Consider the following 20,315-nt stretch of genomic DNA (forward strand, 5'->3'; position numbering starts at 1 on the left):
ATTAGAGTCAGACCGTTGCCGGAATCGTTTGCGAGAATCAGAGTGTCATGAGTGCCGAACCCGCTGCTAAACGCCCTAGAGCGAAAAAGACGACCAGTTCTTCCCCTTCTGCGTCAGAAACCAAAGCCCCTAACCCGGAATCCTCCTCTGCCGATAGTAAGCAGCGGCCGGAAATAGTCAGTATTCGTCCCTCCATCAGTAAGAAAAAAACTGATTTAGAGGAAAAAGTATCATCCCCCGAATCCACCCCAAGGGCAGTCAGTCCAGCCGAAAATATTACTATTGGTAACCGTCTCCATCCCATTCCCCCTCCCAGTGAGCGAATGCAGTATCGAGCCATTGGCCTGGTGCTTGGTCGGTATCAACCCATCTCTGAGGAAGAGTTTAATCGCGGTAAACTGATTACCCCCGATGGCACGGAAATTGATGCGGTGCTACTGGGACAAGTCATGAACTTGATGAAAAAATATCTAGACCTCAATGAAGAGTATCTTTGGGTTGTCTACCCCCGCACCCGGGATGAAAAGCCCAATACGTTTCTGCACTTACAAATTGTTGGGGTTTGGGAACCCGATCTCCTTCAGCAAAGCCCCCCTAAACAACCCCAATCCCTTGATCATCCCGTCGATACCAAGGATGGTTATTTTTCCATTCGTGGTGAAATTGTTTTCTATGCCCAGGATCAAACCTTTGTCGTGGTCAAAATTCAACAGGCTCCCCGTCGCCGCAATGATAAGCCCCGTTCCTTTAAGATTAAAGTCTATGGCAGCCTAGAAATGAAGTCTCCAGGATTTTTCTGGGATTTACAAGTACAACGGGAAGAAGGACGATTAGTCATTACTGAGGCCCATACTGTTGGTGTTCTGCCCCCCCGCAAGGTCAAATCCAGCAAGCGACCAGCCCGGCCCAGTAGTGGGCGGCCAACCCGTCCAGGGGGAGGGAGTCCGCGGCCAGCACCCGCAGGGGAACGGCGTGCCATGCCTACTCGACCTGTGCGGAGATCGTTGCCCAACCCACCCAGTTCCTAGTCGGTTAATCACGTTTAAGGGGGTTACAATGGATATTCAACTTGGCCGCAATCGGCTGGCCCGTCGCGCCTACGGTATTGACGAAATTGCCCTAGTCCCAGGGCGGCGCACCCTTGATCCCCAGTTAGCTCGTCCCCATTGGCACATTGGTTCCCTAGAATTTGAAATTCCGATCATCGCCAGTGCTATGGATGGGGTGGTAGACGTGGACATTGCCATTAAACTCACTCGGTTGGGGGCCCTAGGGGTACTCAACCTAGAAGGAATCCAAACCCGCTATGCGGATCCTGACCCCATCTTGGATCAAATTGCCCAGGTGGATGTGGCAGACTTTGTACCCCTGATGCAGTCCCTCTACGCTGAACCCATTCAACCGGACTTAATTCGGCAACGGATTCGGGACATCAAAGCAGGGGGAGGCATTGCCGCAGTGAGCTTAACCCCGGCGGGTGCCAGTCGCTTTGGCGATATTGTGGCGGAGGCAGAAGCCGATCTGCTCTTTGTCCAGGCCACGGTCGTCTCGACGGCCCACCTATCCCCAGAAATTATTACGCCTCTAGACCTGGCCCAATTCTGTGAAAAAATGCCCATGCCCGTGGTCTTGGGAAATTGTGTCACCTATGATGTTGCCCTGAGCCTGATGAAAGCGGGGGCCGCTGCTGTCCTCGTGGGCATTGGCCCAGGGGCCGCCTGTACCTCCCGTGGTGTTCTAGGGGTGGGGGTTCCCCAGGCAACGGCGATCGCCGATTGTGCTGCCGCCCGTCAAGACTTTTATCAGACCACTGGAAATTATGTCCCGATTATTGCCGATGGCGGCTTAGTCACCGGCGGAGATGTGTGTAAATGTATTGCTTGTGGTGCCGATGCGGTGATGATGGGGTCTCCCCTTGCCCGGGCCAGTGAAGCACCCGGCCGGGGCTACCATTGGGGTATGGCCACGCCCAGCCCCGTCCTACCCCGAGGAACCCGGATTCGGGTGGGTACGACTGGAACCCTAGAGCAGATTTTACGGGGGCCGGCCCAGCTTGATGATGGTACCCATAACTTTTTAGGGGCCCTGCAAACCAGTATGGGAACCCTAGGGGCAAAGGATATTCAGGAAATGCAGCAGGTTGATATTATTATTGCTCCCTCCCTCCTCACCGAAGGAAAAGTTTATCAAAAAGCACAAAAACTAGGAATGGGTCGCTAAGGAAATTAAGTTCTTGTAAAGAAAGGGCAAGTTTTAGGGGTTTTTACTATGGCAATTTCCAAACTGTCCCCTAGAATAGAAGATAGCGGAGACGCACGTTTCCGTTCACTCCTCACACCACACCCCGCCTGGACGATCGTTCGGGCGGCTTCCTTATGGGCCGATCTTGGTGCAAGCCGATAATGTAAAGAAGAGTTTGATGCCCCAGAATTTTATGTTGTCCCGGTTTCGGGGTGGTCAAGCCATGTGATAGGATAAATTTCAATAGGAGTAGGCGATCGCTGTTTGGAATCCCTTAGACATTTGCGGAAGCTAGCATCTCTGGGGCTGCCTCTCTTCAGGTTCTATAGTTGCTAAATTGCTCAATCAGTTAGAAAGGTTTTGACCTATGTCCAGCGCGTTATCGGTTACAGATGCCACATTCAAGGAAGAAGTTCTGGATAGCGAGTTGCCCGTCTTAGTAGATTTCTGGGCCCCTTGGTGTGGCCCCTGCCGGATGGTGGCTCCGGTGGTGGAAGAAATTGCCAGTCAGTATGTCGATAAGGTCAAAGTGGTTAAGGTCAATACCGACGAGAACTCCAAAGTCGCCACAGATTACGGGATTCGCAGTATCCCGACCCTAATGATTTTTAAGGGAGGTCAAAAGGTTGACCTCTTAGTCGGTGCGGTGCCCAAAACCAAAATTGAAGCGACCTTAGAGCAATTTATCTAACGTTCTCAGCGGGAGTACCCCTGTCGCGAATATTTACCAGCCCCTTTATCAAGCACCATGCACCAAATCGATCATCAGGTTATTGTCACTGTTAATGGTCTTCAAGAATCGGTTGCCTCTGGTCTCTCTATGCCTGTGTTTTGTAAAACTTTGGGCTATAACCCCCGGTTGATTGCCATTGAGTACAATGGCGAGATTCTCCACCGTCAATACTGGGATACAACGGTTGTCAAGTCCGGCGATCGCCTTGAAATTGTCACGATTGTCGGCGGGGGCTAGGTTTCGCTGAATGGGTCAGGGGTATCGTCAAGGGTGGCAATGGATTCTCGTTATTTTTGTTGTTTTAACTGTCTTTATTGGCGGTTGCAGTCCCCAACAATTTCGGGCCCAGAGTGCCGAGGGTTCCCAACTCATTACCAGTGTGCTGTCGGATCCAAAAACCTTTAATTATCTCCTCAGTCAGGAATCCCCCAATGTCTTTGGCTATATTTATGAGGGGTTACTACGGGAAAATGGTGTAACTGGGGAATTAGAGCCGGGCCTAGCGGAGTCCTGGCAGGTGAATCCGGAAACCCTAGAAATTACGTTTACGTTGCAGCCAGGTTTGAAATGGTCTGACGGTGAACCCCTGACCAGTGAAGATGTGGTTTTTACCTACAATGATCTTTACCTGAATACCCAAATTCCCACCGATACCCGCGATATTTTGCGTATTGGCCGAGAGGGACAGTTTCCGGCAGTGATGGCTATGGGCGATCTCCAGGTCAAATTTACCCTACCGGAACCCTTTGCGCCTTTCCTACGCACGACGGGATTACCCATTCTGCCGGCCCATATTTTGCGCCCCTACGTTGAGCAACTCGATAGTTCAGGCAAACCCCTAATTATTAGCATGTGGGGTACGGATACGGATCCAGCGGAGGTGATTGCCAACGGCCCGTTCATTATGGATCGCTACCGCACGAATCAGCGACTCATTTTTAGGCGGAATCCTTACTATTGGAAGCAACCGGAACCCTATCTAGAACGATTGATTTGGCAAATTGTGGAATCCACGGATACCGCCATGCTCCAATTCCGTTCCGGCGGCTTAGATGTTTTGGGCGTAACCCCAGAAAATTTTGCCCTATTGAAGCGGGAGGAAAAACCAGGAAATTTTCGGATTTACAATGGTGGCCCGTCATCGACGACGAACTTTATTAGTTTTAATCTCAACAAAGGGCAGCGCAATGGTCGCCCCTTGGTGGATCCGATCAAATCTGCTTGGTTTAATAATGTTACCTTTCGCCGGGCGATCGCCCATGCCATTGATCGGCAGCGGATGATCAACAATGTCTATCAAGGCCTAGGAGAACTACAAAATTCACCCATTTCTGTGCAAAGCCCCTACTTTCTATCCCCAGAGCAGGGTCTCAAGGTGTATGCCTACGACCCAGAAATGGCCAAAGAACTGCTTCTAGGGGCAGGATTTAGGTATAACAACCGCAATCAACTGGAAGATGCCCAAGGCAATCGGGTTCGATTTTCATTAATGACGAATGCGGGTAATAAAGTGAGGGAATCCCTAGCTGCCCAGATTATGCAGGACTTAGGGCAAATTGGTATCCAAGTGGATCTGCAATTTGTTGCCTTCGGTGCCTTAGTGGATAAACTCTCCAATACCCTGGAGTGGGATTGCCATCTGTTGGGCTTTACCGGCGGAACTGAACCCAATAATGGTGCAAATATTTGGCTACCGGATGGCCTCCTCCATTCCTTTAATCAAAAACCTAGCCCAGAGCAGGAACCCCTTGTGGGCCGGGAAGTGGCCGACTGGGAGCAACGCATTGGCGATCTCTATATTCAAGGGGCCCAAGAACTGGACGAAAGCCAACGAAAAGCAATCTACGCAGAAACACAACAACTCACCCAAGAATATTTACCCTTTATTTATTTGGTGAATCCCTACTCTTTATCTGCCTTTCGTAATCATGTCACTGGCGTTAAACCCAGTGGCTTGGGGGGCCCACTCTGGAATATTTCTGAAATCAAAATCCAAGAGTAAATCACCCTAAATCTGTTATTTTGAAAGGCAAAGATTGGAAGTAAAAAGAATGACCTTTTCAGGATGGCAAAAAGCAACTGGGGCGATCGCCCTTGGGGTAGTCGGCGCAATGGTAGCAAGTCTAGCGGTTTCCCCAGGGTTCTCTTCCCTGCCATTGATGCAAGCTCAATCAACCCCACCTCCCCCCGATTATTTTCCACTACGGGTAGATGATTGGTGGAAGTACAAAAATATCACCGGTAATGGCCAGACCTCTGAATTTCAGATTACCGTTATCGGCACCACCCCCCAAGGTGATGGCAGTATTTGGTTTAACACGGAAACAAAAACCAGCTTCCAAAGCTTTCAGGATTGGTATAGTAAACCGGCTGGCTTAGTGATTTGGCATAAGCAATTCTACCCTAACAATAATCAAGACGTAACGTTTTCACCCCAGCGAGTCAGTCTCAAAAATCCGCCTAAAACTGGAGATACTTGGCAATGGCAAGGGAAGGGAATGATGGGGGTAGACATTGAAGAAACCCTCCGAGTTACAGGGACAGAGGAGATTATTGTTCCCGCCGGTAAGTTTGCCACCATGAAAGTTGTGGCCGATGTCGTGCAGGGTGGTGCCACCGTTGAGCGACGTATTTGGTTTGCTAATCATGTTGGCCCAGTCAAGATTCAAACGATTAGCCCCAGCTTTGAATCTACGTCAGAACTCATTGATTACAGCTTTAAGCGATAAATCTGGGACTGGTCGAATCAGAGCGATGATTGTCAAAAAGGGATTGTGTGTTGACATTGTGTATACAAGCTCTTATATTGGATAGAGTGTCCTTCTTGGAAAAGTAAGCACAATGTATAATCCAGACGCTAAAGGGTCAGTTAGCCAGATCCGCGATGTCACAATCAATATTCGAGCCAAGCAAAACCAGCGAGATGTAATTGATCATGCGGCTCAAGTGCAGGGCAAGAGTCGCTCAGAATTTATGCTTGAGTCATCCTATCAGAAAGCCCAAGACGTTCTTCTAGACCGGAGCTTCTTCGAGTTAGATGAACTTAAGTTTAAGCAATTTGTCGCGCTGCTAGATGCAACACCTATGCCAAATGAGAAGCTACGCACATTACTGACGACTCCGGCTCCGTGGGATTAGATGTAGATCGGCTTGATCTCTGCCCACCTGAAAAATTGAATTCATCACATCGAGTTGAAAGCTTTAACTCAGGTAATAGTCACTTAGACGACTGGCTTAAGCGTCGTGCTTTAAAGAATGAGTTAGAGGGAGCTTCACGCACTTATGTTCTTTGCGATGACGAAAAAATGGTCATTGCCTATTACTGCCTTGCTAATGGAGCCGTGGCACAACCTTCTGCAACAGGCCGGGTTCGACGTAATATGCCCGATCCGATTCCGGTTATGGTGATTGGACGACTGGCGGTTGATCGTCCGTGGCAAGGTAAAGGTATTGGGCGTGGTCTACTGCGAGATGCCATACTGCGTACTCTTCAAGCTGCTGAAATTGCTGGAATACGGGCGATTCTTGTACATGCCATCTCGGAAGATGCAAAGCAGTTTTATCAGAAGTTTGGTTTTACGGCTTCACCTCTCGATCCAATGACACTGATGGTAAAACTTGGCGATGCCCATGCTTCCCTCGGCTAAGATAGAGAATAGTTCTGTCCCCCGTTTTTGGGGGAGACCCTATCCCTTTTTACATTTACGTTTTTGCCGACTTCTTTCACCTCCTGGATGGCCTTATGAGCATCAAGTTTCCACCCCAGTCTGTCGATCGCGTTTTGATTTTTGATACCACCCTTCGGGATGGAGAGCAGTCCCCCGGTGCATCCCTCAATGTGGATGAGAAACTAACGATCGCCCGTCAATTAGCTCGTCTTGGGGTTGATATTATTGAAGCTGGGTTTCCCTTTGCCAGTCCTGGGGATTTTGAAGCGGTGCAACGGATTGCTGAAACAATTGGCACGGAATCTGGGCCAGTCATTTGTGGCTTGGCCCGCACCACCCGCGCCGATATTGAGGCCGCGGCTAAGGCCCTCCAGCCCGCATTCTATCGCCGCATTCACACCTTTATTGCCACCTCGGATATTCACCTGGAATACAAACTCAAAAAAAGTCGGGCAGATGTGCTGGCGATCGCCCCGGAGATGGTGGCCTATGCCAAGACTTTTGTCGAGGATGTGGAATTTTCCCCAGAGGACGCTGGGCGTTCCGATCCAGAATTTTTGTATCAGGTCTTGGAGCAGGTGATTGCTGCTGGAGCCACAACCATTAATATTCCAGATACGGTGGGCTACACAACCCCCAATGAATTTGGTGGTTTAATCCGTGGCATCAAGGAAAATGTACCCAATATTGATCAAGCAGTCATCTCAGTCCATGGCCATAATGATCTGGGATTGGCAGTGGCCAACTTCCTGGACGCGGTGAAAAATGGGGCCCGCCAACTGGAATGTACGATTAATGGCATTGGCGAACGGGCGGGTAATGCGGCCCTAGAAGAACTGGTGATGGCACTCTACGTGCGGCGACAGTACTACAATCCCTTTTTGGGGCGATCGCCGCAGTTGGAGGAACCCCTGACAAATATCGATACCCGCCAAATTTATAAAACCTCTCGCCTAGTGTCTAACTTGACCGGCATGTTGATTCAACCCAACAAGGCGATCGTGGGTGCCAATGCCTTTGCCCATGAATCCGGTATTCACCAGGATGGGGTACTGAAAAATAAGCGCACCTACGAAATTATGGATGCCCAGTTGATTGGCCTGGCGGATAATCAGATTGTTCTGGGTAAACTTTCCGGCCGAAATGCCTTTGCCACCCGCCTGAAGGAATTGGGTTTTGAACTCACAGAAACGGAATTGAATAAAGCCTTTGTGCGGTTTAAGGATCTTGCCGATAAGAAAAAAGAAATTACCGACTGGGATCTGGAGGCGATCGCCAAGGATGAAAGCCAAGCGGTGGATGTAAACGGCTATCAATTGGAATTTGTCCAGGTATCCTGCGGAGATCATGCCCAGCCAACGGCCACTGTAACCATTCGCACACCCCAAGGGGAAGAATTAACGGATGCGGCCATCGGAACCGGCCCGGTGGATGCGGTGTATCGGGCCATTAATCGGGTGGTGGGACTCCCCAATCGCCTGATTGAATATTCCGTTCAGTCGGTGACGGCAGGGATTGATGCCATTGGTGAAGTAACCATTCGGCTCCAGGAGGGCGATCGTATCCATTCGGGCCATGCCGCTAATACGGATGTGATTGTTGCCTCTGCCCAAGCCTACATGAATGCCCTAAATCGTCTTTATCGTGTCCTTGAGCAGCGATCGCCCCAGGTTGAGAGCACCATTGAGGCCACGGATACAGATGTGGTTGAATTGGTCTAGCCCCCTATCCCCTAGCCAATCCAGCTAAAAATCCGATTCAAAGACTGTCCTCTGGATGACCCCAGACCTGCAAAATCAGGGTTACGATGTTTTTTGATTCTGAGTTGGGTTCCTAGGGGAGTTCAAGTATGCAGGCAACGATTCAAGACCTCTGGCTACAGGCTCGGTTGGGCCATCCTGGGGCGATCGCCCATTTAATGAATCGTAATCTACAGATTAAGGGGATTCGGGCCCAGGCCCGTCGCCAGGGAAGTTGCTTGCAAATCATGTTGGAGTCGGCCCGATCTCTCCCCCCCGATGCCTGCCTCCAGTACATTTTGCGGGGGCTGAAACGGCTAGATCCCGACGGCATTATCAGTATTCGCGTCCATGGACGGCTTCAGGGGGACGACTGGCCGGAATGGACTAAAAACCTTGACCTAAAATCCGTACTGCCCCAATCCATGGTGGATACCACCATTTCCACCGCCCTGGCCACCCCCCAATCCGCCCTCAACCCAGCTAAAACTCTAGCAGCAGAAACCGTTACTCCCCAGCTTTCCCCTCCGGCTGCGATCGCTCCAGAGATAACCAGTGGGCCAGCCACCCCAGCGGATCCTGCCCTATCCTCCCCAAGCCCTAATGCCACTCGTACCACTCCCCAGCGGTCATCCACTGTGGCCCTGGGATTATTTGCTGTGGCCAGTGCAGGGGTACTAGGTTGGCAATGGTATGCCCAAAACCTCTTGACCGAGCCAGTCCCTGCCCTCCCCTCCAATCAAGAGCAGAGCAGCCCCGATGCCAATCCCCTGAGTCCTGTCCCAGAATCCCTACCCGGTTTAATTGACCAGAATCAGGCCCCAGCCATGCGACGAATTCGGATTAAATCTGTCGGAGACATGGTTCCCGGTACTAACTTCCCCAATAATCGTCTGCCTGAGGATCCCCATCGTTTATTTGAGGCCATTAAACCCTATCTCCAGGGGGCAGATATTCTCTTAGGCAACTACGAAAGTACCCTGACGGATCATCCCCACCCCTTCAAGGATACAAGTCGAGGCATGACCTTTGCCTTCCGATCGCCCCCGTCCTATGCCAAGTTATTTCGGGAGGTGGGGTTCAACATCCTCAATATTGCCAATAACCATAGCTACGACTTTAATGAGCAGGGCTTCCAGGATACGATGCGCCATATCAGAGAGGCTGGCATGGAAGTTGTTGGGGATGAAAATCAGATTGTTTATATGGAAGCCAACGGTGTAAAAACAGCCTTTATTGGCTTTGCCACCTATCCAGGACAAAATCAAGTTCAAGACCTCAAAGGTGGTGCGGCCCTGGTTCAGCAAGCCAAGAAAAACGCCGATGTGGTAGTTGTGACGTTTCATGCTGGGGCCGAAGGATCCGATGCCATTCATACCCGTAACCAAACGGAATACTTTTATGGTGAAAATCGCGGTAATATTGTTCAGTTTTCCCGGGTAATGATTGATCATGGGGCGGATCTAGTGATTGGCCATGGCCCCCACGTTCCCCGCGCCTTGGAATTGTATAAAGGTCGCTTAATCGCCTACTCCCTCGGCAATTTCATCGGTTATAAAACCCTGGGAACCGCCGGGGTATTAGGTAAATCCCTCATTTTAGATGTGGAGTTGGATGGTTCCGGTCGCTTTATTGATGGCAAGATTATTCCTGTGCGCCTAGATAATCAGGGTATTCCCCGCTTAGACAATGATTTTGCCTCCGTACAACTCATCCGCCGGTTAACTGCCACGGATTTTCCGGCAACTCCCCTTGAAATAGATCGCCTCGGACAAATTATTTCCAGTGAAGAACAGCAGGAAGAAGTTAGGCAATCCCAGTGAGTTGTGAAAGTTTGAAAAACTAGAAATCTAGGAGTACGTCACGAATTCACTTTGATCCAACGGGTTGATCCATCCTTTTGATCAATGAGTTTAATCCCATGATCAGCCAATAGATCCCGTAGGCGATCGCCCTCGCTGTAATTTTTTGCCTGTCGTGCCTGCGCCCGCTGCTGAATTAGGTCTTCTATTTCCCCTGGGGATAACCCTAAATCAGGGTCTTGCTCCATCGTTTCTTGGGTAGATGTTTCTGGGTGGGAGCCAGAGGATGGGGCGGTGATCTCTAGGCCAAGAATCGTCGTCATTTGCACTAGATCCCGCCAAAGTTGAGCTAACTCCGGGGGGCTATGGGGAGCTTCACCGCCATGGGTGAGTTGATTATGGCTACGGTTTAACTCCTTGGCCACCTCAAAGACAACCGCTAGGGCTTCGGCGGTATTGATATCTTCATCCATGGCCCCTTGGAACCTGTGTAGATGTTGACTACCTCGCTCCGGTTGGGGTTCAACCCTATCCCCATCCTTATTCTTAAGAGACTGGGGGCATAGATCAGGGTGATACTCCGCAAATTGCAGGGCTTGGCGCAGGGTTTTCCAGCCATTTTCGGCACTCTCCAGGGCCGCTGGCGTAAAATCTAGGGGCTTACGATACTGCGCCTGCAACACTAATAGTCGTAGGGCCATCGGATCCACCCCCGAATCCAACAGTTGACGAATCGTGGTGAAGTTGCCCAGGGACTTGGACATTTTCTCGGCACTGACGGTGACAAACCCATTGTGTAGCCAGAAATGGGCCAGGGTTTTGCGCGTTGCGGCCTCGGATTGGGCAATTTCATTTTCATGGTGGGGAAAAACTAAATCCATGCCGCCACTATGAATATCAATGGTTCCGCCAAAGGCCTGCCGCACCATCGCCGAGCATTCAATGTGCCAACCGGGACGGCCCAAGCCCCAGGGGGACGGCCAGGGAGTATAGACTTGTTTTTCCTCCGGTTTCAGAGCTTTCCAGAGGGCAAAATCCAGGGGATGACGTTTCTTTGTATCCTGCTCATGGGTGCGGCCACTGGCCCCAGCGGTCATTTGATCCAGGCTCCGGCCCGAGAGCTTGCCATAGGCAGGAAAGGCTTCTACCGCGTAGTACACGTCCCCTTCAACGGCATAAGCAACCCCTTGATCGATTAAATCTGCAATCAGTTGGATAATGTCTTCAATGACTTCTGTGGCACGGGGGTAAGCAGCGGCGGGTAGGATATTCAGCCGGGCCATATCCTGGTGGTATGCGGCAATGTAGCGATCGCTGATCTCGGCCATGGTTACGCCTTCTTGGGCGGCCCGGCGCAGAATTTTATCATCAATATCCGTAAAATTTTGGACATACTGTACCTGATAGCCACAAAAGGTGAGATACCGTCGCAGCACATCCCAGCCAATATAGGAACGGGCGTGGCCCAAATGGCAATAATCGTAAACCGTGACTCCACAGGCATAGATGGTAACGCGATGATTGTGAAGGGGGCTAAAAACTTGTAGCGATCGCGTCAGGGTATTGTATAGGTGCAGAGTCATGGCGGCAGGTCAAACTAACTCACAAAATCCAGAAATTGATGTAGCAGATCGGGTTTCGTCACCGCTAAAATCGTTGAACCATTTTCTAAAACCGTATTGCCATTGGGAATGATTAAATCTTCATGGGTGTGGGCCTGGTAGCCAATAATTAGGGTTCCGGGGGGGAACTGGGGATCTTGGGCCAGTTCCGCAAGGGAGCGACCGACAATGGAGCATTTTTCCGGGATTCGCAATTTTAAGACTTCGACTTTTCCCTGTTCAAAGTGCATCATAGCATCAACCTGGGGGTATTCAATGGCACTCACCACCCGCGAGATCGCCAGTTCCGTCGTGCTAATAATATGGGTAGCCCCAGCGAGGCGATAGGGTTCATCAAAATCAGGATTTCGCATCCGCACTAAAATTTGGGGTACGCCGTAATGCTTAGATAGGGTCACCATGGCGAGATTCAGGGCATCTTCCCGCAACGCGGCGATAATGGCATCAGCCTTGCGAATTCCCGCTTCCAAGAGGGTGGTGGTATTCACCGCACTGCCTTCAAAGGCCATGATGCCAATTTTTTCCCGGGCATACTGGCAAGCGAGGGGATCCGTATCCACGATCGCCAGAGTATGGGATGAATGGATGAGGGATTTAGCCAATTCCAGGCCCATCATTCCGGCTCCACAAATCAGAACGTACATTGAGAGGCTCCTTAGGTGCTGGCATCGATTACTTTCAAGTATGGCCCAGGCCGTCAAAACCGCAAACCTCAACTCTCTTTGATCCGGCGACAGCAGCAAATTTGTAGTGCCTTTCTCGCCTTTGCCTGGCAGTTGGGGTGGGATTCTCTGTGGCGGCGGCAATCTCCTAAGCTCCGACGAAAACGGGCCCGCTGGCTGATGCACAAATTGTTAGACTTGGGCCCCACGTTTATTAAAATTGGTCAGTTTCTCTCGACTCGCATTGATCTACTGCCCCTGGAATATATTCAAGCCCTCAGTGAACTCCAGGATCGGGTTCCCCCCTTTAGCTCGGAACGGGCGATCGCCACCATTGAAGAGGGTTTAGGCCATCCCCTTGATGATTTATACGCTTATTTTGAACCCACGCCCCTCGCCGCGGCCAGTTTAGGCCAGGTGCATCGGGCCCGCCTCCATTCTGGGGAAGAGGTGGTGGTCAAGGTACAGCGGCCCAATTTAGAGACTATTTTGGAGTTGGATTATCGGGCCGTGGGGCAGTTAGTCCGCTGGTGCGATCGCTATGTTCCCCACAGTCGCCGCTATGAACTCGAAAGTATCTACGAGGAATTTTTTAGTATTTTATTTCGGGAAATTGACTATATCCAGGAGGGGGAAAATGCCGATCGCTTCCGGGAGAACTTCGCCCAGGTGGGCTATATCACGGTTCCTAAGGTGTACTGGGAATACACTGCCCGCCATGTCCTCACCATGGAGTATTTGCCCGGTATCCGCGTTGATAATCGTGCTGCCCTTGAGGCCTTTGGCTTAAGTCCCCAACAGATCAATCAACAGGGTATTTGCTGCTACCTCAAACAACTCCTCCAGGACGGTTTTTTCCATGCGGATCCCCATCCGGGAAATCTGGCGGTGAGTAAGGAAGGTCATTTAATTTTCTATGACTACGGCATGATGACGGACGTGGCGGCCATGAACCAGGAGCAGATGGTACGCACATTTTTTGCGGTGATGAAAAAAGATGCCCCCCAGGTGATTATTACCCTCACGGAATTGGGATTGATTACCCCCGTTGCCGATATGGAGCCGGTACAGCGGGTAATGCAGGTGATTTTGGATCGGTTTACGGAGCGGCCCGTGGATGTGCAGGTGTTTACGGAGATGCAGGACGAAGTGTACGCCCTCTTTGAGCAGCAACCCTTTCGTTTACCGGCGAAAATGACCTATATCCTCAAATCCCTAACCACATTGGATGGCATTGCCCGCAGTTTAGACCCAGAGTACAATCTCACGGCGGCGGCCCAGCCCTTTGTGAAAACCCTGGTGGTGAATGCAAAACCGGGGCAGGGTATGGGGGAATTGGCCCGACAAGCCCGGCAACTCATTCAGCAAAGACTCAATCAACCCAGTCGCCTAGAATTGCGGCTTCAGCGTTTAGAGGAACGCCTGGATCGGGGAGAGATTTCGGTGCAAATTCGTAACCCCACCAGCGATCGCCAACTGCGCCGTTTAGAGCGGCTCTTGATCTGCGTCCTCTATGCCTGTATTAGTGGGTTTACCCTTTTGGCAGGGGCCCTATTAATTGTGGCCCAACTACCGGGGTGGGGGATTCTATTATTTATGATCTCTGGGTTAGGGGCGGTGGCCCTAATCCGCCAATGGTTCCGTTTAATTTGGCCGTGGCGGTAGGATTTGGGTTTCCACCCGACCCGTGACCACCACCCGCTGTTCCTCTAGCCATCCCGTGGCCTGATTGCCGCGAATTTGCACAAAGGGATTCCCTTGGCGATAGAAGACATTCCCACTGGCAACAATTTCCTGTTGAGCAATGCGCCAGGTGAGTTGCTGCGATCGCAAAATAGCTCCCAGACGATTGATCTGTACCGACCCTTGACCAATCACTTCCCCCTGGGGAATCCGCCAGGTTACGCTTTGGGCCTGTAGTTGGGCTTGATGGGCCTCACTGTTGACTTGGACCCGACCTTCAAGAATAGCTCGGTTTTCGCCAATGAGCATTACTCCCCGTTGTCCCTGGGCCTGGATACCCTGGGCAATGTAGTTGAGCCGGACGGGGCGATCGCTCACCAGTTCCTGATCATCAATCCGCCATTCCAGTTCCTCGGCATTGGCCATGAGGTCTGGCTCCTGGAGACGCACCTGGACATCCCCTAAAAACAGCAATCGGTTGGTCTCTAAATTCCAGCGGAGTTCCTCGCCCGATGCCCGATCCCCGACTTGGTCGCCGTTCAGTCGTTCGACTAAAACACCGCCGCCCTCGCCCCCGGCAACTAAGACCTCCTGGGATCGCTGCCACACAAGGGATTCCGTGGTTAGGCGTAAATCCTCAACCGCCTCCTCCTCAGAGATCACCCGCACCTTTCCCGTCGCCCGCAGTTCATCTTTGCGGCCATCGGCCTGGAGTTCCTCGGCCGTCACCTCTGCTTCTGGATAGGCCACATTCAGATTGTCCTGGGCCCGCAGTAGATCCTTCTCCCCTTCCCAGGTAAACTGATCCGCTACCAGGGTTCCCTTGTCCCGTAGATCCGTCACCGTGGTTTTGCCCTTCAGGACAAGGCGATCTCCCTGCTGCTGTACTTGCACATCCTTGGCCTCAACCTTATAGACCGGTTCCCCCTGATCCAAGAGTTCCCCAGTCAGATTTTTGACCTCAACAATGCGGCGATCGTCTTTATACTCTGCCTCCGCCGCCTTTAATTGCCAGAGAAGTTCCCCCTGATCATTGGTTTGACGCAGGGTTAAATTCTTAAAGGAGAGGCCGCCGACAATTTCTGGCTCCGGTTCTGGTTCCGGGGCAATGCTGAAATCAAACCAGCCACATCCCCCTAAGGTCAGCGTAGCCAGCACCAACAGCCCCCAGCGCATTCCCCTAGACCTTGTTGTCGAGGGAGGTTGATTCCAGGGACTTGGGTGGCCAAGGTTCCGTGGCCATATCAGGGGGTGTAATGCCACCGGCCAAGGGGCGATAGGTATAGTTGGGGCGGGGTGCTTTTTGGATTTCTTCACGGATGCCGTCTAAATCAATATAGCGATCGGCAACATTAATTAAACTATCACTGGTCATGGAGCGCAAACTCACCACTTCAACCCGCGCCCCCCGATAGCTGACCGCATCCACCGCGTAGGCCAGATCCCCATCCCCGCTCACCAGTACTGCCGTATCATAACAACCCACTAGGGCCATCATATCCACGGCAATTTCCACATCCAGATTGGCTTTTTTTGACCCATCGGGCAACTGGGCTAGTTCCTTGGACACGACTCGATAGCCATTGCGTCGCATCCAGAGCAGAAAGCCCTGCTGTTTTTCATTGGTCGGATCCACACCCGTGTAGAAAAAGGAGCGAAAGAGGCGGGAACTTTGGGTTAAGTAGCATAGGAGCTTGGAATAGTCGATTTCAATGCCCAACTGTAGGGCGGCATAAAAGAGGTTTGAACCATCAATAAAAATGGCAATCCGTCCCCGGTTTTGGAGAACTTGCTCCGGGGTGTACATCGTCGAACTTGTCGGTGTAATCATGCAAAAAGAAGTCTCATTTAACGAAGGTTTATTAAATCAAGGGATTTATATCATTCCAGCCTAGCCTAGACCATGGTTATTCAGCCACTAGGGTAGGGGACTGAAGTTTCTGGAACACAGGTTGAGGCTGGGCCAGAACTTGACTGGGTTTCAGTTGTCCCCAACGATCCTGAGGAGTCTGGGTTGACCAATAGGCCAAGTCTTGGGTCGTCAAGAATTCCCTATCATAGCCTAACTGTTGGTAGATTTGGCTACTGAGCTGGGGAACAATGGGGGCCAAGAGGTAGGCAACTAAACGCACTGATTCTAGCACCCCATACAAAATTTGACTGACGGCTTCGGTTTGACCCTGCTTGTAGAGGCTCCAAGGGGCTTGATCATCAATGTATTTATTTCCCGCCCGCGCTAGGCTTAGGGCCCGTTGACACAGGCGATGAAACTCCAGGTTTTTATAGGTGGCGGCATAGTCCCCCAAGATCGTTTCTGCCAATTCCCGTAAGGGATGCTCGGGCCCCAACTCCTGGGGATTGACCGTGGGTACCTTCCCGTCACAGTATTTCCAGGCCATTTTTAGGGTGCGGTTGAGTAAATTCCCCAGATCATTAGCCAGATCTGCATTCAGAATATGGATAAAGCGGGTTTCCGAAAAGTCCCCGTCCCGGCCAAACTCCACTTCTTTCATAAAGTAGTAGCGCACCGCATCACTACCATAGCTCTCGACTAAGGCAAAGGGATCTAGGGTGTTTCCCAGACTTTTGCCCATTTTTAGGCCATCTTTGGTTAAAAATCCATGGCCAAAGACCTGGCCGGGTAGGGGTAGACCCGCCGACATCAGCATTGCTGGCCAGGAAATGGCATGGAACCGAAGAATATCTTTACCAATAATGTGTAAATTAATGGGCCACCAGTGGGCCAGAGCATTCTCTAGGGTAGGCTCCTGATCCGGCTCTAATAGGGCAGTGACATAGCCTAAAAGGGCATCAAACCAGACATAAATGGTATGACTGGGATCCGTTGGTATGGGAAAGCCCCAATCCATATTCACCCGTGAAATGGAAAAATCCTCAAGCCCCCGTTCAATGAAGCTTAAAACCTCATTGCGGCGGCTGCTGGGTTGAATGGTCTCCGGGTGTTTAGCATAGTAATCTAGCAGGGCATCCTGATACTTGGATAGGCGAAAAAAGTAATTCCGCTCATCGCGCCATTCCACTGGGCGGTTGGTGTGGATCGGGCAATGGCGATCGCCCACTAAATCCCGCTCTTCCTTAAATTCTTCGCAGTCAACGCAATACCAGCCCTGTTGCTGTCCTAAATAAATATCTCCTTTATCCCAAACCCGCTGGAAAAACTGGTTAACAATGGGTCGATGCCGCTCATCGGTGGTTCGGCTAAAGCGATCGTAGCTAATCCCCAACTTCTGCCACAGATCCTGAAACCCCTCTGCCACCCGATCGCAGTGTTCCTGGGGCGAGCGCCCCAATGCCTCAGCGGTGCGTTGAATTTTTTGGCCATGCTCATCGGTGCCCGTAATCAACAGCACCTCATCCCCCTGCAAACGATAAAAACGAGCCACAACATCGGCGGCAATTGTGGTGTAGGCACTACCAACGTGGGGTAAGGCATTGACGTAATAGAGTGGGGTGGTTAACGCAAATCGGTTGGGCACAGTGGGCATAAAGGAAAGAGAGCCTCAAAACAAACAATAGACAAATAAACAATATTCACCTAAATCTCTATGATAGGCTTCTAAGCAAACGAAAGCGGAGTAGGAAACAGGTGAATGCGGCAGAACTTGCCTGTGGGCTAGAGCTAACCAGTAAAATTGCTGCCATTGTCAATTTGGTCAAACGGGACTATCCAGATATGCGGGCAGATTTGCGCCCCTGGGCCGATGACCCCCATACCCAGAACCTAGTGGACCCCGACTCCATTGATCTGGGTTTTCATTTGCCCGGTTGGAGTCGGCGTTGGCAAGCCCGTAGCTTATTAGTCCAGGTACGGCTCCATGGCGAAGAGGGGGGCGATCGCCGGGCCATTGGCATTGAAATCGTTGGTTTTAGTTACTTTGGCGAACAATGGCGGTTTTCCACGGTGGCAGGAGGTGTATTTACGGGGCAAAATTGTCCCATTGAGGAAATTCGTCAGCAACTACGCGACACCAGTGGGCAAATTCTGGCATTACTGAACCCAGCGATCGACCCTTAACAAGACCCTTTTCTACCCTACCAAGGATATTGACTCCAGATCGCCAACACAATCTCCGATTCTCCCTCTAGGGGTTCAATACTCAGATACAGTCGCCGTGATTGATCCCTTGGGGTTAGTTGATAGAGTAGGGCACCACCCACCCGTCCTTCGGAAATAATCCTAAACCCCTGATCCTTGAGTTGCTGCTGATAGGCCGGCCAAAATGCCTCAAAGTCCTGATCGGAAATTCGCAGAATTCCTAAAATTTCATCCCGGAACTGTCCCTCCGTCGTCCCGTACCAATCCGCCTCTGCAACTCGACTCCCTGCCCTCAAATCCTGAAACTGCTTAAGGAGAAACCAGTCCGGGGATACGGGTACCCCGGAAATCTCCGTCGGCCCTTTAGGGGTCTCATCCTCCGGTTTTTTCAGATCAAATGACCATTCCTCGGCAGTATCCTCCACCTCAGCAGTTTCCGGCGTGCTTGATTCTGGTGCAAGGGGAGCTGGGGGAGAAAAGAGAGGGGGAATGGAATCCCCAGGAATGGGCCCGGTGTCAGTTTGTGGGGGTGATGCTGCCGGGATAGCCTGTTCTAACGCGGACGGCTTTGGCTCTAGTTCTGGAACATCAGTGGGACTAGGGATCAATTCCGTAGGCGGGATGAGGGTATGGAGATCGGGATCCTGTTGCGCGGTGGGTGTGGTGATGGCCATAAAAAACAGAAGACCATGGATCCCTAGGGACAGGAGGAGAAATAGCCCGACCGCCTGGGGAGGACTCGGTTTCGGCCAGCTAAATTCCGCTTCAGAGGGCGCATGGAACACCATCGGAGTTAGATGGAAATACCCTAGCCTAGGGTTCCGCGTCTGTTGTTGACTTGAAACGTGTTGGCTTAAAACTAGCTCGACCAATTCTTCCCTAGATAGGGACTTCAAATCATCGGACAAAGACTCTAAACTCTTCGACTCTAAATCCTTCTGAGACTCAATATCCATTCCATTCCTTAGAACGACACCCACTGCGATCGCCCAATCAGGCGGTTCAATCCCGAACACCTGGAGATTCCAGCGTTGCCCTATCCTATTATTACCCTACTAACACAATACTTTTTCAATAAAATTCTATAAAGATTCTTTTTATATCAAAACTCCTGAATTATTTATTGATAATAATCTACCTTAATTGCCAGATATTAGACAGGATCAACCAAGGAGATAACAGTTGTTCTGCCAATCATTAACACAATATTAACTTCCTCTAAAGTCTTGACTCAAGGGATATAAACTCGTTTTTTTACCATCTACTAGATGATCCACCCTGGGGGCGATCGCCCGTTAGAGCGCAAGTTAGACCATTTGCAAATAGGACTTGTCTAATTTATAACGCAAATGCTAAACTTATCCCTACAATATTGAGAAATATTCCTAGTTATTCAACCATCACCTTTTTGGAGGATTTTGACCTTGGTTGCCCTTAAACCCGTTTCAATTGCCACCAGTCTCTTGGCGACCCTGACGATTTGGGGTCTTGGACTAGCCAGCAGTGTCCTTGCCCAAACCTTGACGATTTACTCCGGTCGTGGTGAAAGTCTCATTGGGCCATTGATCGAACAAGCAGAAAAGGACTTGGGCTTTGATATTGAGGTTCGCTACGGCGATACCTCAGAACTTGCCATCTCAATTCTCGAAGAAGGTCGTAATAGCCCCGCCGATCTATTCTTTGGTCAGGATGCCGGTGCCCTAGGTGCCCTCGCCCGTGAAGGCCGCACCGTAACTATTCCCAGTCGTATTTTAAATAAAGTAGATGAGCGATTCCGTTCTCCCAAAGGTCAATGGGTAGGAATCTCAGGGCGATCTCGAGTGATTAACTACAACACCAATATGGTGAGTGCCCGTGACCTGCCCAAGTCTATTTGGGAACTCACCCAGCCCAAGTGGCGCGGTAAAGTGGCTTGGGCCCCCACCAACGGATCCTTCCAAGCTTTTGTCACTGCCCTCCGCCTCACTGAAGGAGATGCCCGTACCCTAGAATGGCTTCAGGCCATGAAGAACAATGGTGCTGTAGTCTACCGCAACAATACGACCATTGTAGAAGCCGTAGGTCGTGGTGAAATTGAGCTTGGCTTAGTCAATAACTACTACCTCCAT

The 20,315-nt window shown here is 50.9% G+C and carries 19 protein-coding genes (1 of these 19 cut by a window edge); 13 read left to right on the forward strand and 6 right to left on the reverse strand.

Annotated elements, in window-relative coordinates:
* The first annotated feature begins 47 nt into the window (after positions 1-47).
* The 10 genes from L3556_RS05075 to L3556_RS05120 all read left to right on the forward strand — a co-directional run bounded on the left by L3556_RS05075 (position 48) and on the right by L3556_RS05120 (position 10,204).
* Positions 48-1,028: a hypothetical protein gene (locus tag L3556_RS05075; RefSeq protein ID WP_277866224.1), complete on the forward strand. Its 981-nt coding sequence runs from the start codon at positions 48-50 to the stop codon at positions 1,026-1,028.
* A 28-nt stretch (positions 1,029-1,056) separates the two neighbouring features.
* Entirely contained in the window at positions 1,057-2,220 is a 1,164-nt protein-coding gene (locus L3556_RS05080; RefSeq protein WP_277866225.1) for a GuaB3 family IMP dehydrogenase-related protein, read from the forward strand.
* Between the two features lie 388 nt (positions 2,221-2,608).
* Positions 2,609-2,932 carry a thioredoxin gene (gene trxA / locus L3556_RS05085; RefSeq protein WP_277866226.1) on the forward strand — a complete coding sequence of 108 codons (324 nt, stop codon included), beginning with the start codon at positions 2,609-2,611 and terminating at the stop codon, positions 2,930-2,932.
* A gap of 57 nt (positions 2,933-2,989) precedes the next feature.
* Positions 2,990-3,211 (forward strand): sulfur carrier protein ThiS, encoded by a 222-nt coding sequence (gene thiS, locus L3556_RS05090; RefSeq protein WP_277866227.1) that lies wholly within the window; start codon positions 2,990-2,992, stop codon positions 3,209-3,211.
* A gap of 10 nt (positions 3,212-3,221) precedes the next feature.
* Positions 3,222-4,976, forward strand: coding sequence for an ABC transporter substrate-binding protein (locus L3556_RS05095; protein WP_277866228.1), 1,755 nt, complete (start codon positions 3,222-3,224; stop codon positions 4,974-4,976).
* A 49-nt stretch (positions 4,977-5,025) separates the two neighbouring features.
* Positions 5,026-5,703, forward strand: a complete 678-nt coding sequence (locus L3556_RS05100) for a DUF3108 domain-containing protein (protein ID WP_277866229.1) — start codon at positions 5,026-5,028, stop codon at positions 5,701-5,703.
* A 112-nt stretch (positions 5,704-5,815) separates the two neighbouring features.
* Positions 5,816-6,112 (forward strand): type II toxin-antitoxin system TacA family antitoxin, encoded by a 297-nt coding sequence (locus L3556_RS05105; RefSeq protein WP_277866230.1) that lies wholly within the window; start codon positions 5,816-5,818, stop codon positions 6,110-6,112.
* The gene (locus tag L3556_RS05110) at positions 6,103-6,621 is read left to right on the forward strand and encodes a GNAT family N-acetyltransferase (protein ID WP_277866231.1); all 519 of its coding nucleotides are present in this window, start codon (positions 6,103-6,105) and stop codon (positions 6,619-6,621) included. The genes L3556_RS05105 and L3556_RS05110 overlap by 10 nt, the downstream gene beginning before the upstream one ends.
* Before the next feature lie 95 nt (positions 6,622-6,716).
* Positions 6,717-8,363 carry a 2-isopropylmalate synthase gene (locus L3556_RS05115; RefSeq protein WP_277866232.1) on the forward strand — a complete coding sequence of 549 codons (1,647 nt, stop codon included), beginning with the start codon at positions 6,717-6,719 and terminating at the stop codon, positions 8,361-8,363.
* 128 nt (positions 8,364-8,491) lie between these two features.
* Positions 8,492-10,204 carry a CapA family protein gene (locus L3556_RS05120; RefSeq protein WP_277866233.1) on the forward strand — a complete coding sequence of 571 codons (1,713 nt, stop codon included), beginning with the start codon at positions 8,492-8,494 and terminating at the stop codon, positions 10,202-10,204.
* Positions 10,205-10,242: 38 nt separating this feature from the next.
* Here L3556_RS05120 and cysS read toward each other — a convergent pair whose 3' ends face one another.
* Both cysS and L3556_RS05130 read right to left on the reverse strand, forming a co-directional pair.
* A complete protein-coding gene (gene cysS / locus L3556_RS05125; protein ID WP_277866234.1) occupies positions 10,243-11,766 on the reverse strand; it encodes a cysteine--tRNA ligase in 1,524 nt (507 codons plus the stop codon).
* Between the two features lie 14 nt (positions 11,767-11,780).
* The gene (locus tag L3556_RS05130; protein WP_277866235.1) at positions 11,781-12,449 is read right to left on the reverse strand and encodes a potassium channel family protein; all 669 of its coding nucleotides are present in this window, start codon (positions 12,447-12,449) and stop codon (positions 11,781-11,783) included.
* 15 nt (positions 12,450-12,464) lie between these two features.
* Here L3556_RS05130 and L3556_RS05135 point away from each other — a divergent pair, with 15 nt between their 5' ends.
* Positions 12,465-14,132 carry an ABC1 kinase family protein gene (locus tag L3556_RS05135; RefSeq protein WP_277866236.1) on the forward strand — a complete coding sequence of 556 codons (1,668 nt, stop codon included), beginning with the start codon at positions 12,465-12,467 and terminating at the stop codon, positions 14,130-14,132.
* Here the strand turns inward: L3556_RS05135 and lptC are convergent.
* The 3 genes from lptC to metG form a co-directional block, all read right to left on the reverse strand.
* Entirely contained in the window at positions 14,112-15,326 is a 1,215-nt protein-coding gene (gene lptC / locus L3556_RS05140; RefSeq protein WP_277866237.1) for an LPS export ABC transporter periplasmic protein LptC, read from the reverse strand. The two genes, L3556_RS05135 and lptC, sit on opposite strands and share 21 nt — an antisense overlap.
* Before the next feature lie 4 nt (positions 15,327-15,330).
* The gene (locus L3556_RS05145) at positions 15,331-15,981 is read right to left on the reverse strand and encodes a LabA-like NYN domain-containing protein (protein ID WP_277866238.1); all 651 of its coding nucleotides are present in this window, start codon (positions 15,979-15,981) and stop codon (positions 15,331-15,333) included.
* Between the two features lie 76 nt (positions 15,982-16,057).
* On the reverse strand, positions 16,058-17,656 hold the full coding sequence (metG, locus tag L3556_RS05150; RefSeq protein ID WP_277866239.1) for a methionine--tRNA ligase: 1,599 nt from the start codon (positions 17,654-17,656) through the stop codon (positions 16,058-16,060).
* 101 nt (positions 17,657-17,757) lie between these two features.
* Between metG and L3556_RS05155 the strand changes: the two genes are divergently transcribed.
* Positions 17,758-18,186: a hypothetical protein gene (locus L3556_RS05155; RefSeq protein WP_277866240.1), complete on the forward strand. Its 429-nt coding sequence runs from the start codon at positions 17,758-17,760 to the stop codon at positions 18,184-18,186.
* A gap of 17 nt (positions 18,187-18,203) precedes the next feature.
* Here L3556_RS05155 and L3556_RS05160 read toward each other — a convergent pair whose 3' ends face one another.
* A complete protein-coding gene (locus L3556_RS05160; RefSeq protein ID WP_277866241.1) occupies positions 18,204-19,223 on the reverse strand; it encodes a hypothetical protein in 1,020 nt (339 codons plus the stop codon).
* Positions 19,224-19,631: 408 nt separating this feature from the next.
* On the opposite strand from L3556_RS05160, the gene L3556_RS05165 reads away from it, so the two are divergent.
* Positions 19,632-20,315, forward strand: the 5' portion of a protein-coding gene (locus L3556_RS05165) for an iron ABC transporter substrate-binding protein (RefSeq protein WP_277866242.1). The gene runs 327 nt beyond the window's last position; the window shows 684 of its 1,011 coding nt (coding positions 1-684); the start codon lies at positions 19,632-19,634; its stop codon lies beyond the right edge, outside the window.

This window comes from Candidatus Synechococcus calcipolaris G9, assembly GCF_029582805.1.
In the GTDB taxonomy this organism is placed as follows: domain Bacteria; phylum Cyanobacteriota; class Cyanobacteriia; order Thermosynechococcales; family Thermosynechococcaceae; genus Synechococcus_F; species Synechococcus_F calcipolaris.